The organism is Streptomyces sp. STAM6, assembly GCF_054963715.1.
Genome location: NZ_JBUEFZ010000023.1, coordinates 99144 through 113291 on the forward strand (window position 1 = coordinate 99144; position 14148 = coordinate 113291).

The 14148-nt window shown below is 71.9% G+C and carries 14 protein-coding genes; 7 read left to right on the forward strand and 7 right to left on the reverse strand.

What is annotated here, in order from left to right:
• Positions 1-33: 33 nt before the first annotated feature.
• Entirely contained in the window at positions 34-1005 is a 972-nt protein-coding gene (locus ACY34K_RS23950; RefSeq protein ID WP_462750458.1) for an SMP-30/gluconolactonase/LRE family protein, read from the reverse strand.
• 164 nt (positions 1006-1169) lie between these two features.
• Here ACY34K_RS23950 and ACY34K_RS23955 point away from each other — a divergent pair, with 164 nt between their 5' ends.
• A complete protein-coding gene (locus ACY34K_RS23955; RefSeq protein WP_462750460.1) occupies positions 1170-1784 on the forward strand; it encodes a TetR/AcrR family transcriptional regulator in 615 nt (204 codons plus the stop codon).
• Between the two features lie 90 nt (positions 1785-1874).
• Here ACY34K_RS23955 and ACY34K_RS23960 read toward each other — a convergent pair whose 3' ends face one another.
• Positions 1875-2702, reverse strand: a complete 828-nt coding sequence (locus ACY34K_RS23960; protein WP_462750462.1) for an SDR family NAD(P)-dependent oxidoreductase — start codon at positions 2700-2702, stop codon at positions 1875-1877.
• 143 nt (positions 2703-2845) lie between these two features.
• Between ACY34K_RS23960 and ACY34K_RS23965 the strand changes: the two genes are divergently transcribed.
• Complete coding sequence (locus tag ACY34K_RS23965; protein WP_462750464.1) at positions 2846-3274, forward strand: DUF6234 family protein; 429 nt, start codon at positions 2846-2848, stop codon at positions 3272-3274.
• 63 nt (positions 3275-3337) lie between these two features.
• Complete coding sequence (locus ACY34K_RS23970; RefSeq protein WP_462750466.1) at positions 3338-4426, forward strand: DNA glycosylase AlkZ-like family protein; 1089 nt, start codon at positions 3338-3340, stop codon at positions 4424-4426.
• A 20-nt stretch (positions 4427-4446) separates the two neighbouring features.
• Here the strand turns inward: ACY34K_RS23970 and ACY34K_RS23975 are convergent, their stop codons facing one another.
• The 4 genes from ACY34K_RS23975 to ACY34K_RS23990 all read right to left on the reverse strand — a co-directional run bounded on the left by ACY34K_RS23975 (position 4447) and on the right by ACY34K_RS23990 (position 8516).
• Positions 4447-5850 (reverse strand): NAD(P)/FAD-dependent oxidoreductase, encoded by a 1404-nt coding sequence (locus ACY34K_RS23975; RefSeq protein WP_462750468.1) that lies wholly within the window; start codon positions 5848-5850, stop codon positions 4447-4449.
• 161 nt (positions 5851-6011) lie between these two features.
• Entirely contained in the window at positions 6012-6365 is a 354-nt protein-coding gene (locus ACY34K_RS23980) for a HEAT repeat domain-containing protein (RefSeq protein ID WP_462750470.1), read from the reverse strand.
• A 78-nt stretch (positions 6366-6443) separates the two neighbouring features.
• Entirely contained in the window at positions 6444-7112 is a 669-nt protein-coding gene (locus ACY34K_RS23985) for a hypothetical protein (RefSeq protein ID WP_462750472.1), read from the reverse strand.
• An 87-nt stretch (positions 7113-7199) separates the two neighbouring features.
• Positions 7200-8516: a serine hydrolase domain-containing protein gene (locus ACY34K_RS23990; RefSeq protein ID WP_462750474.1), complete on the reverse strand. Its 1317-nt coding sequence runs from the start codon at positions 8514-8516 to the stop codon at positions 7200-7202.
• A gap of 334 nt (positions 8517-8850) precedes the next feature.
• On the opposite strand from ACY34K_RS23990, the gene ACY34K_RS23995 reads away from it, so the two are divergent.
• From ACY34K_RS23995 to ACY34K_RS24005, 3 genes are all read left to right on the forward strand, one after another.
• On the forward strand, positions 8851-10911 hold the full coding sequence (locus ACY34K_RS23995) for a phosphocholine-specific phospholipase C (protein ID WP_462750476.1): 2061 nt from the start codon (positions 8851-8853) through the stop codon (positions 10909-10911).
• A gap of 384 nt (positions 10912-11295) precedes the next feature.
• Positions 11296-12072 (forward strand): tetratricopeptide repeat protein, encoded by a 777-nt coding sequence (locus ACY34K_RS24000; RefSeq protein WP_462750478.1) that lies wholly within the window; start codon positions 11296-11298, stop codon positions 12070-12072.
• A gap of 191 nt (positions 12073-12263) precedes the next feature.
• On the forward strand, positions 12264-12620 hold the full coding sequence (locus ACY34K_RS24005) for a hypothetical protein (protein ID WP_462750480.1): 357 nt from the start codon (positions 12264-12266) through the stop codon (positions 12618-12620).
• 518 nt (positions 12621-13138) lie between these two features.
• Here the strand turns inward: ACY34K_RS24005 and ACY34K_RS24010 are convergent.
• Complete coding sequence (locus ACY34K_RS24010) at positions 13139-13567, reverse strand: MerR family transcriptional regulator (protein WP_462750482.1); 429 nt, start codon at positions 13565-13567, stop codon at positions 13139-13141.
• A 65-nt stretch (positions 13568-13632) separates the two neighbouring features.
• Between ACY34K_RS24010 and ACY34K_RS24015 the strand changes: the two genes are divergently transcribed.
• On the forward strand, positions 13633-14148 hold a 516-nt coding region (locus tag ACY34K_RS24015), incomplete at its 3' end, for an MFS transporter (RefSeq protein ID WP_462750484.1).

Consider the following 14148-nt stretch of genomic DNA (forward strand, 5'->3'; position numbering starts at 1 on the left):
ATGGGCCGGCCATTGCCCGCTCACGGACGCGTGTCAGGGGACGGTCACCTTCACGATCCGTCCGGACGCTTCGGAGACGAACATCTCGCGGCGCGGATCGTGGCCGCCGAAGGCCAGGGGCACCCGTACGCTGCAGGGCATGCGCAGTCCGGTCACAAGGACGCAGGAGCGGCCCGTCGCCGGGTCCACGCGGATGAGCTCACCGGCCCGGAACGACGCGACGACCAGGGCGCCGTCGACATGGGCGAGGTCGTCGAGCACCTTGACGTCCAGGGGGTTCGGGCTGAGGTCGACGACGGTGGCGCGGCGGGCCGGGTCGTCCAGCGGGACACGGACGACCGGGGAGGTGGTGCTGGTGATGACGCTCACGTAGAGCTGGTCGCCGACGATCTCCAGGCCGTTGGCGCCGAAGACGTCCGCGGCCCGCGTCCACGCCTCGTCCCTCGTGCCGTCCGGGCGGATCTTCAGGATGCCGGTGGCCAGTTCACGGCTGAGGTAGAAGTTGCCCGCGCGGTCGATGGCCAGACCGTTGATGCCGGACAGGCCGTCCACGACCTTCTCGGGCTTCGGCCGGGCGGCGGTCGGGTCGAAGCGCACGATGCCGCTGCCTGTGACGGGGGAAGTCAGCGGGTTGACCCCGTAGTTGACGTACATCATGCCGTCGGGACCGCGCCGGACGCCGCCCGGGCCGCTGACCGGGACGGTGGTCCTGAGTGTTCCGTCGGGGGCGTACCCCTCCACCCGGTGCTTGGTGATGTGCGTGACCCAGAGCGTGCCCCGCCCGTCGAACTCAAGGTTCTCCCGCCAGTCCAGCAGGGGCACTCCGCCCTCGCGAAACACCTCGACGCGCGCCTGCCGTGAGCACGCCTCCGGTGCGCCGGCCGCCGCGGGGCGCGCCGGAGCGGCCACCGCCTCGGACGCGACCACCGGTGTCTGCGTACCGCCGGCGAGCAGCACCGCCACCAGTCCGGCGGCCGTGGCCGTCGCACGTACCCGTAATCCCATCGTGGCTCCCTTTCCCTTCCGCGTGACCGTTCCGCGTCCGGCGCTCCGAAGCGCCGGACGCCCCAGTGTGGCCCCGTGGAAGCCGGCGTGAAGCGTCGTTCTAGAACATTCTTCTTGTTCTGATTGCTATTAGGCTGTCGACATGACACCGACGGGACCGCACCATGTCTCCTAAGCAACAGCGTGGCGAGGCCACCGTCGACCGGCTGCTGACCACCGCCCTCCGGGTGTACGCCTCCTCGGGCCGGCAGGGCTTCACCGTGAACGCGGTCACCGCCGCCAGCGGCGTCAGTCTCGGCAGTCTCTACCACCACTTCGGCAGCTTCGACGGCCTCGCCGCGGCGCTGTACACCCGGTGCATGGACGAGCTGTTCGACGAGCTGATCGCGGCCGTGACACGCACCCGCACCGCCCGCACCGGGGTCCACGCGATCGTGAAGGCGTACCTCCGCTTCACCGAGGAGCGGCCTGATGCCGCACTGTTCATCCACGCCTCCGCCTACTCCGGCTACCTGGCCGCGTACGCCGACGAGATCCGCGCGGCCAAGGCGGTCAAGCTGGCGGGCATCGTGGAGTGGATGCGCCCGCGCATCGAAGCCGGTGAGATCGTCCCGACTCCCGAGCCTCTGATCGAGGCGCTGGTCATCGGACCCGTCGCCGAGACCGCACGACGCTGGTTGTCCGGCGCGTCCGACTTCGACCTCGCCCAGGCCGCGCGGATCCTCCCCGACCGCATCTGGCGCTCGCTCCGGCCCGAGCCGGAGGCGCGGGAGGCCTGACCCGGCGCGTCCGCGCTCGGGCGCCGCTCGGACCCCCGGCCGACGATCCGCCCCCGTCACCGCCGTTCAGGTGCCCCCCTTCGCCGCCGTTCAGGTGCTGCCTCCGAGCCCCGTCAGCGTCCTGGCCTGGTCCCACACCCGTCGGGCCAGGACGGGATCCGCCGCGACGGGATCGAGCGGCAGCTCCCGGTCGGCGTCGAAGTAACGGCCGGAGGACCCCCCGCGCTCGAGTGCGAGACGGACGACGGGCCCGGCGCCCTCCTCCGGAGTGGCCCAGGAGCGCTTCACGGCCTTCAGCAGCAGCCCCAGGGGGCCGCCGGGATCGCCCAGTTCGGTTCTGATCACCCCGGGATGCACGGCGTCGATGCGGACGCCCGCGCTTCGCCAGCGCGCGGCGAAGGACGGGACCGTGAGGAGATTGGCGAGTTTGGTGGTGCAGTAGGTCCGCATCCGGTGGAAGTCGGCCCCGACCGGCGTCCGGTCCAGGTCGAGCCGCCCCTTGACGTAGAGCCCGGCGCTGACCTGCACCACCCTGGTCCGGCTCGCCAGCAGCCGCTCCTCCAGGAGGTGGTTCAGCAGGAACGGAGCGAGGTGGTTCACGACGAAGGCCTGCTCCAGCCCGTCCGGCGTGCGCACCGGCTTCGTCGGCCAGACACCCGCGTTGTGCACCAGCACGTCGATGCGCGCGCACCGCCGCATCAGCCGGCCGGCGACGGCTCGCACCTCGGCCAGGGCGGACAGGTCACCGGCCACCACCTCGACCCCCTCACCGCCCAGCGCGGCGGCCGCCCTCTCTCCCCTGGCCCGGTCCCGTGTGACGAGCACGACCCGGTACCCGCGCCGTACGAGTTCGGCGGCCACGGCGAAGCCGATGCCGCGGTTGCCGCCGGTGACCACTGCTGTGATGACATCGTCCATAGGTGACAAGGTAGAGCCGGAACGTAAGATCTTTCTAGAAATTCGCTCTAATACTTTGGTGTGGACGCAGGACTCGGCGCGGCCCGTGCGTCTGAGTACGCGTACTCATGCGCGCAGGGCGGCCCGCCGGTCAGGCTGACCGCATGAGCGCTTCTCCAGCAGGCCCGAGCCTTGATCCGAAGAGCGAGGGACGCGGTCCGGACGTGGCCGCCGCGATCACGCTGACCGTCCTCGAACTCCTGGCGCTGTTCGTGATCTTCGCGATGTGGGCGCTGTCCGGATGGAGCCTCGACCCGGCCGCGCAGGGCGAGAACGACGCGCCGTGGGGGTATGTCGCGGCCGCGGGCGTGGTCGGGGCGCTCGCCCTGTTCGCCGCCGTCCGGGCCGCGCGGCGGACCAGGAAGGTGACGGCGTGGAGCCAGGGTCTGCTCATCGCGCTGCTGGTCCTGGCGGCCCTCGGCGCGGTCGCGCTGCAGCGGCACGAGGAGCGGGTCCGGCAGCCGGCGCCGCCGTACTCCGGCCAGGCCGGGTGTCGCAGTGGCGGCGACAGCGGCGAATGCCCCGCCGGGTGAGGGAGCCGCTCACCGCGGGAGCGGGGTACGGTACGGCCAGGGGGACACGCGAAGGGTGCCGTGGTGAGCAGCGCACACCGGAAGGAAGTGAGCCGGGAACAGGTCCTGGCCTATCGCGTGGCGGCCCACGGGTTCGACCGCTCCTCCCCCACGCCGGACGTGCTCACCCTCGGTGTACAGGACACGCCCGCCGGATCGGCACGTCAGGCCCTGGCCGCGCGGGGTGCCTCCCCGGACGGGCTCACGCTCGTCTGGTCGTTCCGCGGCGCACCGCATCTGCACCGGCGTACGGAACTGCCCGGGCTGGCCACCGCTCTCTGGCCGGTGAGCGACGCCGATGCCACGGCGCGCATCGACACCGCGGCCATCAAGGAGGGCGCCGGGCTCGGCATCGAGGCGTTCCGGGCCACGGCCGAGGCGTTCCGGAGGGCAGTGACCGCGCCGATGGCCAAGGGCGAGGTCAGTACGGCGGTGAGCGCGTCCGTACCGGCGTCGCTGACGTACTGGTGCGAACGGTGCGGCGCCCGCCACATCTCCGGCCTGCTCTTCCAGCAGGCGGGACTGTCCGGCGGTGTCGGGGTGCGGCCGGAGGGGGGCGGGACCGTGCTGGCCCCCCTGGACGAGAGGTTCCCCGTGCCGGCCACGGCGGCCGGGACCACCGAACTGGTCCGCCGCTACCTGCGTTTCCTCGGCCCCGCCACACCGCAGGAGGTGGCGAAGCACCTCGGTACGAAGGCGACCGTGATCAGGGCACTGTGGCCGGACGACCTGGCCGAGGTGCGGCTGGACGGCCGGGCGGCATGGCTGCCGGCGTCCGAGCTGGACACGCTGCTCACGGCGAGGAGCCACGGCCTGGTGCGGCTGCTCCCGCCCGGTGATCCGTTCCTGCAGGCGCGCGACCGGGCGCTGCTCGTGCCGGACCGGAGCAGACAGCAGGAGATCTGGCGGCCGATCGGAGGGCCGGGCGCCCTGCTGGTCGGTACGGAGATCATGGGCTCGTGGCGCGCCAGGACCGCCGGCCGCAAGCTGGACGTGACGGTCACCCCCTTCGGCCGGCTCCCGGCCGGCGTGCGCGAGCGGCTCGGCGTGGAGGCCTCCGCTGTCGCCGCCGCCCGCGGCGCGGCCGAGGCCCGCCTGCGGGTCGACGGCTGACGCGTCCCGTACGGCGCCCGTCAGCGGGACTCCACGGAGCGGAGCCCCAGGTGGGGTTCGAGAGTGAGGCAGAGGCCCGCGGCCGCGTGGGCCGGGGTCGTGGGCCACGGAACCATGTGACTGGTGCCGTGGCCGCCCAGGCCGGCGGGCGCGTGGCCCGGCAGGGGTGCGCGCAGCCGGTCGAAGAGTCGGTCGACCGTACTGTCCCGGGCGTCGTGGAAGTCTTCGACGCCGCTGATGATGTTCAGGAACGACTCGTGCGGGCGCAGGCCCTTCCGGTCGCTCCGGCTGAGGGTCTGCGCCTGCCGGAAGTAGGCGTCACGGCCCTGGTGGATGTCGTAGAACGCGCCGACCAGGATGAGCAGCCGTTCGTAGGCGCTCCGGTAGGCCGTCTCGTAGAACGCCCGCGCCGCGGCCTCCTCGACGTCTCCGCGCCGGACCGCGGCGATGGCCGCGGCCGACAGCAGACCGCTGTACATGGCCAGGTGCACACCGGTGGACAGCAGCGGGTCGAGGAAGCAGGCCGCGTCCCCGGCGAGGTAGTAGCCGGGTCCGCAGAACCGCTCGGCGGCGTAGGAGTAGTCGCTCTCCACCCTGAGCGGCGAGACGAGCCGGGCGCCGGCGAGCATCCGGTCCAGGGCGGGGACCTCCGTCAGATGGGCGGCGTAGACGGCGTCGATGCCGCCCAGGGCCCGTCGTTCCGCCGAGAAGGAGCGCTTGTCGGTGACCAGGCCGACGCTGAGGGTGCCGTCATGGAGGGGAATGGCCCAGAACCAGCCGTGGCCGGGAAGGGAGAAGACGCAGATCGCTCCCGCGGGGGCTTGCTCGACCGGGGCGGCGCCCCGCCAGTACCCCCACGTGGCCACGTTGCGGAAGGCGTCGTGGAAACGCCTGGTGCGCAGTTGCCGCGCCGGGAGCACTCCCGCCCGGCCCGAGGCGTCCACGAGGTGCCGGAAGGCGATGCGGCTCTCGCCGGCGCCCGAGGTGTACACGGCCGAGGCCGCGCGCCCGTCGTCGAAGGCGATGTCGCGGACGCTGACGCCCTCCCCCACGAGCACCCCGTGGCCCCGTGCGTGGTCCAGCAGCGCCTGGTCGAATTCGGAGCGGACGACCTGATAGCTGTACGGGGACTCGCGGCCGAGTCCGTCGAAGGTCAGGGCCCACTGCTGGCCGCCCCAGTCGTAGTACGCCCCGGCCTTGCGGACGAACCCACGGGCCTCGACGGCCTCCCGCGCCCCGAGCAGTTCGAGGACCGGCAGCAGTGAGGGCAGCAGGGACTCCCCGATGTGGTAGCGGGGGAACCGGGTCCGCTCCAGCAGCGTGACGTCGATGCCCTGCCGGGCCAGCAGCGCCGCCGCGGTACTCCCGGCGGGCCCCCCGCCCACCACGAGTACCTCGGTCCGCAGTGCCGCTCCTTCGGACATGGGCCCCTCCATGGGCAGCGGCGTCGGCTGCGCAAACGGTGCCAGTGAACAACAGCGGCGGCACGGTGCGACAGACAGCATCACGCCACCTCGGCGACCCAGCCACCGCGGTCGGGGAGCACCGGCGCCCGGATCAGTGAACCGGGTCCGGCACCGGACGCTCAGGCTCCGCGGCACCATGCGGCCAGGACGGTGCTCGCCTCCTCGCCGACGGACGGGTCGGGATCCGCCGGGAGCCGGGAGAGGAGCTCGGCGAGGCGTGCGGGATCGTCGAGCGGGCCGCCGCAGACGTTGTGGATCGCGGTGTCGAGGTGATCACCCGTGTCGTCGTCCGCGGCGGCGAGTGCGGCGAGGACCAGGCGCCGGCCGGACAGGTCCCACCGCCACAGCAGAGCCTCTGCCGTCTCCTGTGTGACGGCGGTGTCGTGGGGGTCCAGCAGCAGCCGGTGCAGGGCGTCGGTGACCGGGGCGAGATCCGGGGCGGCGGCCAGGCGCCGCCCGGCGGAGGCGCGCACGGCCCAGGGCGGCGTCCCGCAGCGCCGAGCACGTGTCGTCGGTGTCCGGGGGCCCGTCGTGCTCGTGCGGCGGCGGGGTCACAGGTAGCGCTCCGAGAAGGTCTCGCGGTCCCGGCGGCGGATGACGTGGCCTCGGCGGCCGGCGAGGATCGCCATCAGGGTCCAGGTCACGGTGCCGCCGATCAGGCCGTCGAGGCGGCCGGAGGCGTCCACCTCCTCGGCCTCCTCCATCGGGACCTCCCCCTCGGGGTCGCGGATGATGTCGAGCCGGTCGCCGACTTCCGGGGCCCAGGCGTCACCGTCGTAACCCAGCTTCTCGTCCAGTTCGGCACCGTCCGCGCCCCGCAGGGTGAAGCGGTGGTTGTTGCTGGACGTACCGGCGGCGCTGTCGGCCACGATCACGACCGTCTCGCGGATTCCGCGCTGTTCCAGGGCCGCTTCGGGGGCGTACTGGACGGATCCCACGAGGACGAACAGTCCCGGCACGGCGGAGAGGAAGGCCAGCCAGACGGCCCGGTGCAGCAGGTTCATCACCATGCCGAAGGCGAAGCACAGCACGACCCCGACGGAGATCGGGACGGCTTCCATGCCCAGGGACAGGTAGGCGACACCGGTGGTCCCGGCCGCGACCAGCCATCCGAACACCACCAGCGCGGCGGTGCGCCGTGCGGACTTCCACGGGTCGACGGCGCGCCCGCCCGTCCCGTGCGACGGTGCGGTCCTGCCCGCACCCATGACCCCCGTCATGTCCGTCTCCTTGTCGTGACCGCCGCTGAGGGCGTTGCTCCGGTGGGACCCGGGCACGTTACTGGTCACCCGCGGCCGCACGCGAACTCAGTCGTCGAGCGCCTGGTAGGCCATGGTGTGGAAGTCCTTCACGAGGCGCGGGGTGTCGGCCGTGTCCATCGCGGTCTGGGTGAGCAGTATCAGCGTGAGGTCCTCGGCCGGATCCATCTGCACGGATGTGCCGAGGCCGCCGTCCCAGCCGAACTGGCCGATGTTCGCGAAACCGGTACGACGCGTGCGCACTCCCATCCCGAAGCCGAAGCCTCCGTGGTCGCCGAAGAGCTCGGGGAAGCGGTCCTTCTCCGTCTTCTGCTCGTCGGTGAGCTGGTCGGAGGTCATCAGCTCCACCGCCTGCCGCGACAGGACCCGCCCTTCGGGACCCATGCCCCCGGCGAGGAGCATGCGGCAGAGGGCGAGGTAGTCGTCCGCGGTGGACACCAGGCCGCTGCCGCCGACTTCGAACTGCTGCGGCCGGCTGAAGCGACCGCCGGCGGCCTTGTCGTACACGACGAGTTCGCCGGTGGCGGGGTCGTGGGCGTAACTCGTCGGGAGCCGGTGGATGTGCTGCTCGGGGACGTGGAACCCGGAGTCCTTCATCCCGAGCGGGGCGAAGACGCGCTCCTGCAGGTACGAGCCGAACGACTGGCCCGTGACCCGGGCGATCAGGACACCGAGGACGTCCGATCCGGTGTTGTAGAGCCACCGTTCGCCGGGCCGGCAGATCAGCGGCAGCGAGCCGAGCCGGGCCATCCAGGCGTCGGGGTCGCCGGAGGGGAACGCGCCGTCGCTGTAGAGCCCGGACTCCCGCACGGCGATCTGGATGGGCAGGCTGTCCGGGGCGGCGACGACCACGCCGAATCCGAAGGTGAAGGTCAGCAGGTCCCGCACGGTGATCGCCCGATGCGCCGGCACGGTGTCGTCGACCGGGCCGTCGATGCGCTTGAGCACCTGCCGGTCGGCGAGTTCGGGCAGCCACGGGTCCACGGCGTCGTCGAGGCGGAGCCGGCAGTCGTCGACGAGGGTCATGGCGGCGGCCGCGGTGGCGAGCTTCGTCGCGGAGGCCATGCGGAATATCGAGTCTCGCCGCATCGGGTCGGTTCCGCCGTCGTGCAGCGTTCCGATGGTCTCGACGTGCGTCTCACCGCCCCGGTCGATCAGGGCGACCAGACCGGGAACCGCTCCCGAGTCCACGTAGGCGGACAGGGTCCGGCGCATGCGCCGCAGACCTTCCTCGGTGAAGCCCCCGCCGCCCAGGCCGAGTTCCCGGTTCACCATCCGCGCCACGTCCCGCTGCGTCCGGTCGACGGCCTGCGCGGCCTGCCGGGTGGCGAGTTGGGCGGTCCGGCGGTACGAGCTCTTCGTCATGGTCTTGTCCCCTCATCCGTACGACGCCCGGGTTTACGTACAGTGTGCGGCGTCTCCGCACACTGTACGGACCGATCAACGCCGTACGCAAGTGCGCTTGGAAGAGAGCCCAACCGCCCTCCGTGAGACGGCCGTTCACGCACGCATCGACCCGCCGGATCCCGGGGCGGCCGACATCAATTGGGCCCCCCGGACCCGTGGGGCCAGGGGGCCTCGCGGGGCGTTCGCCTGCCGTACGGCGGGCAGTCATGGAACGTCCGCCGTGCGGTACCCCACGCACGCTGTCCTTGGGGCGCCCCTCGCCGCCCCCCTACCCGCAGAGGTCGACGCACCCATGGCAGAACTCAACCGCCGCAGGTTCCTCCAGCTCGCCGGTGGCACCGCCGCCCTCACCATGCTCTCGGACAGCATCGCCCGGGCCGCCGCCATTCCGGCCCAGGGCGAGACCGGCACCCTCCAGGACGTCGAGCACATCGTCGTCCTGATGCAGGAGAATCGTTCCTTCGACCACTACTTCGGGGCGATGAAAGGCGTCCGGGGCTTCGGAGACCCCCGGCCCGTCACCCTGCCCAGCGGCAAGTCCGTGTGGCACCAGGCGGACGCCGGCAACAAGGTGACCCTGCCCTTCCGCCCGCCGAGCGACGACCTCGGCATGGAGTTCCTCCAGGGCCTCAACCACGACTGGGCGGGCGGCCAGAAGGCGTTCAACAAGGGCCGGTACGACCAGTGGGTGCCCGCCAAGACGGCCACCACCATGGCGTATCTGACGCGCGACGACATCCCCTTCCACTACGCGCTCGCCGACGCCTTCACCATCTGCGACGCGTACCACTGTTCGTTCATCGGCTCGACCGACCCGAACCGCTACTACATGTGGACCGGGTACACCGGCAACGACGGCACGGGCGGAGGGCCGGTCCTCGACAACGCCGAGGCGGGATACGGCTGGACCACGTACCCCGAACGCCTGGAGGCGGCCGGCGTGTCCTGGAAGATCTACCAGGACATAGGTGACGGCCTGGACGCCGCCGGACACTGGGGCTGGATCGAGGACGCCTACCGCGGCAACTACGGCGACAACTCCCTGCTGTACTTCAACACCTACCGCGGCGCCCGGCCGGGCAACCCGCTGTACGACAAGGCCCGCACGGGCACCGACGCCAAGGCCGGTGACGGCCTCTTCGACGTCCTGCGCGCCGACGTCCGGGCCGGGCGCCTTCCCCAGGTCTCCTGGATAGCGGCCCCCGAGGCGTTCTCCGAGCACTCCAACTGGCCGTCCAACTACGGTGCCTGGTACATCGCGCAGGTTCTGGACGCGCTGACCTCCAACCCGGACGTGTGGGCCCGTACCGCGCTGTTCATCACGTACGACGAGAACGACGGCTTCTTCGACCACGTCGTGCCGCCGTACGTGCCGTCCGGCGCCGCCCAGGGGCTTTCGACGACCCCGACCGCGCTCGACTGGTTCCCGGGGAAGACGGGTTACGTCGCCGGGCCCTACGGCCTCGGCCCGCGCGTACCGATGCTGGTGGTCTCGCCGTGGAGCACCGGCGGGTACTCCTGCTCCGAGACCTTCGACCACACCTCGATCATCCGGTTCATGGAGCGCCGCTTCGGTGTCGAGGAGCCCCACATCTCCCCCTGGCGGCGTGCCGTGTGCGGCGACCTGACCTCCGCCTTCGACTTCGCGCGGAGCCAGACCACCCCGGCCGGACTGCCGCCGACCGCCGGCTACTACCCGCCGGACCGCGAGCGCCATCCCGACTACCGGCCGACCGCCCCGGCCGTCGGCACGATGCCCCGGCAGGAGCCGGGCGGCAAACCCACCCGCCCGCTGAAGTACGCCCCGTACGTCGACGGCGCGGCCGACACCGCCGCCGGCAAGTACCGGCTGACGTTCAGCGGCGGCACGGCGGCCGGCGCCCAGTTCTACGTCACCGCGGCCAACCGCACCGACGCACCCTGGACGTACACCACCGAGGCCGGCAAGTCACTCGCGGACAGCTGGAACACGCAGTACTCGAAGGGCGTCACGGATCTGACCGTCCACGGCCCCAACGGCTTCCTGCGCCGCTTCCGCAACCCCGGCAAGACCACCGGGCCCGAGGTCACGGCCCGCCACAACGGCACGACCGGCAACCTCGACCTCACCTTCACCAACGCCGGTACGGGCGAGGCCCGTCTGACGCTCACCAACTCCTACGGAGGCGGGTCGCGCACCTTCACGGTCGCCAGGGGGGCGACAGTGCGGCACTCCGTCGACCTGAGCGGCAGCCACCGCTGGTACGACGTGACGATCACCGCCACCACCACGGCGGACTTCGTGCGCCGCCTGGCCGGCCATGTGGAGACCGGCGCACCCGGTCTGTCCGATCCCGGCATCCTCACAGCCTGAACCACCCGCACCACCGACCACCCGGCTCCGCGACCCCGCCCGGCACCCGGCCGGGGTCGCGGAGCCTCGCACGAGTGACTCACTCGGCCCGCGACCGGTTGAGGTCCCGGCCCGAGGGGTGTCGTACCAGCGGCGGCGGCCCCGCAGGCCGGAGCGGCACGAGCGGCGCTGACCGCGCACGGCCGTGGCCGTGGCCGCAACCGGCACGGGCGCACGGCCGGCGGTTCGTTCTCGCGCTGCCGCCGGCCCGGGACGGCGCGGGTCTGTCCGCCGATCAGCCTTCACCCCTTCGTTGATCGGCTGCGGAGCCATTCGTATGCTCCGGGCATGAAACTCTTCCGGCAGCGCGGCCTAAACGACGCCGGGCAGACGACGAGATCCCCCTTGACCCAGGCCATGGCCCTTTACGAGGCGGGGCGCTTTGCCGAGGCGGAGGCCGCAGCCCGCGCCGTGGCCGCAGCCCGCTCCCGGTCGCGCGACGACATGTACGCACCGCTGGCGCTGAGCGTCGCCGCGCTCGCGACGGATGCCCAGGGCCGTCATGCCGAGGCAGCCACCGCATACGACACGCTGCTGCCGGTCTTCAGAAGGATCTTCGGCGTCGAACACCCGCAGACCCTGAAACTGCGCTCGGACCGCGCCCAGACGCTCAGCGCGCTCGCCCGGCACGGCGCATGCGAGTCGGAGTGCGCGGCCGTGGTCCGGGTCGCGACCCGCGGCACGGGGCCGGAGCTGCCGCTTGTCGCGGCAGCCGCCCGCAACGGACTGGTCTACGCCCTCAACGCGCAGAGCCGGCACCCGGAGGCCGAGGCGCTCGCCCGCGAGGCCCTCGCCGCCCCTCGCGTACCGGACCGGTTCACGCTGGTCCTGCGGCTTGGACTGGCCCGGAGCCTCAACGGCCAGGCCCGCCACGAGGAAGCCCTTGCCGAGGCGGAGCGCGCCGACGAGCTGCGCCGCAGCCTGCCCGAGGAGCAGCACCGCCCGGAGACCGGAGCCGTCGAGCTGGCCGTGGCCACCGCCTTCTTGGGGCTGGGACGCGGTGCCGAAGCGCGCACCACGGCAGCGGCCGCCCACCACGCCTGCCTGGCCGCCTTCGGCCCGGACCACCGCCGCACCGCCGAAGCCCGGGCGCTGCTGGACCGCATCGACCGGGCCGCCTGACCGGGCAGGCCGGCCGGCTGGGGAAGATCACGACGGTCGGATGGCGAATCGACTGCGGGGTTGCACGAGCCAGGCGGAGGTCCGGAGGTGCAAGGCCGCTGCGATATGCGTTCCAAGGGTGACTTTGGGCGTTTTTGGCGGCGCTCCTTGGGACCATGGTCTGGCTGTATCGACCACCCAGGAGTTCGCTCATGCGTCATTTCGTCACTGCCGCAGTGTTCACTGCCACTCTGGCCCTGTCCGTGCCGTTGGTTGCAGCCCCGGCGGCACAGGCCGCGGTCGGCGAGGTTTGCTTCTACACGGAGCCGGGGTATCAAGGCGCATCCTGGTGCTACCGACCGTGGGGCTATGCAGATGCACCGGATTTCCTCCATGACAAGGCTCGGTCATTCGAGTCCAACTCGGACGTGACCGTCTACGCGATCGATCACGCCGGCGGTCACTGCTACCACCGGCGCATCTGGGCGGGAGACCGGGACCCCAACTGGTCATGGGGCAGCAGGCTTGACGGCGTCGCCACCGACCCTCAGGGCTGCGAGATCAGCTGAGCATGTGGCCTTGCCGGGCACGACGCGAGCGCCGACGAACGCGCGGCGGCCGTACGCCCCGCCGGCCCTCCGCCCATCCGTCACCTCGGGAACCGCATTTCGCCGGTTCCCCGGTGGCGGAGGTGGGTTTGTGTATCGCGGTCCTCCCGAGGGCAGCGCGCACTGGTTGTCCCGTCGTGCCGTCCGAGCCTCCCGGCGGACATGCGCCGGCCCCCTTCGACTGCCGCCCGGCGGAAGTCGTGCGGCGTCCACGCAGTGGGGCGCTGCCGGATCCGGTCAGGCCCGGCGAGGTGAGCGCGCGTCGCAGCAGGTGGCGGATGCCGCCAGGGGTCATCCTGGCGCCTCTCGCCGCCTCGTGGGTAGGGAAAGAGCCACGGTATGGCCGGCGGCCATACCTTCTCGTGGATGTCGTACGCCGGCATCCGGGGCACGGCCCCCGGTGGTGTCGCGGACGCGACGGACGATCCGGCTGAGGACGTCGGCCGGCCCGGGCGTATGAGCAGCAGACCGCTGGTGACTCAGGACGACCGGGCCTGCGGTGCACCGACCCCAGTGCCGACTGCCTCGTCGCAGTCCAGCGCTCGGGCCGCCTCAGACGGGACGGGCGCGGCGATGATGACGTCCAACATCTCGCGTGCGGCGCGTAGTTCGTCCATGGCGGCGGTGATCCGGTTTCGCTCCCTGACCAGGTCGACCAGCAGGTCGGGGCAGGCGGCTGCGAGTTGCCCGCCCTCCTCGACCATGCAGGGAAGGACATCGGCGATGGTCGCGGTGCCCAGACCCGCGGCGAGCAGCGTGCGGATGCTCCGCACCGTGTGGACATGGTCGTCGGTGTACTCGCGGTACCCGCTCGGCCGCCGCAGCGGCCGCAGCAGCCCCTGCTCCTCGTAGTACCGCAAGGCCCGTTCGCTGACTCCGGTCAGCTGGGACAACGCCCCGATCCGCATGTGAGGGCACGCTCCCCGAAAGTGAGTTGACTCTGACACCGACGTGAGGGTTTAGCTTACGCGGCATGTCAACGGAATCTCCCCACACGACCCTTCCCCTCCATCTGGCCGGGCCCCGAGAATGGCTCGGGCTGGCCGTGCTCGCGCTCCCCACCCTGCTGCTTGCCATGGACGTCACCGTGCTGTACCTGGCCGTCCCGCACCTGAGCGTCTCCCTCCAGCCGAGTGGCAGCGAACTGCTCTGGATCGCCGACATCTACGGCTTCCTGATCGCCGGCTTCCTGGTCACCATGGGCACGCTGGGCGACCGGATCGGCCGCAGGAAACTCCTGATGATCGGGGCGGCCGCGTTCGGCGTCGCTTCGGCGCTCGCCGCGTACTCCACCAGTCCCCAGATGCTGATCGCGGCTCGCGCGCTGCTCGGGACAGCCGGGGCGACCCTGATGCCGTCCACCCTCGCGCTGATCACCAACATGTTCCGTGACGCGAGGCAGCGCGGCACGGCCATCGGTGTCTGGGTGACCTGCTTCTCGGCCGGTGTCGCGCTGGGGCCCGTGCTGGGAGGGCTGCTGCTCCAGGCA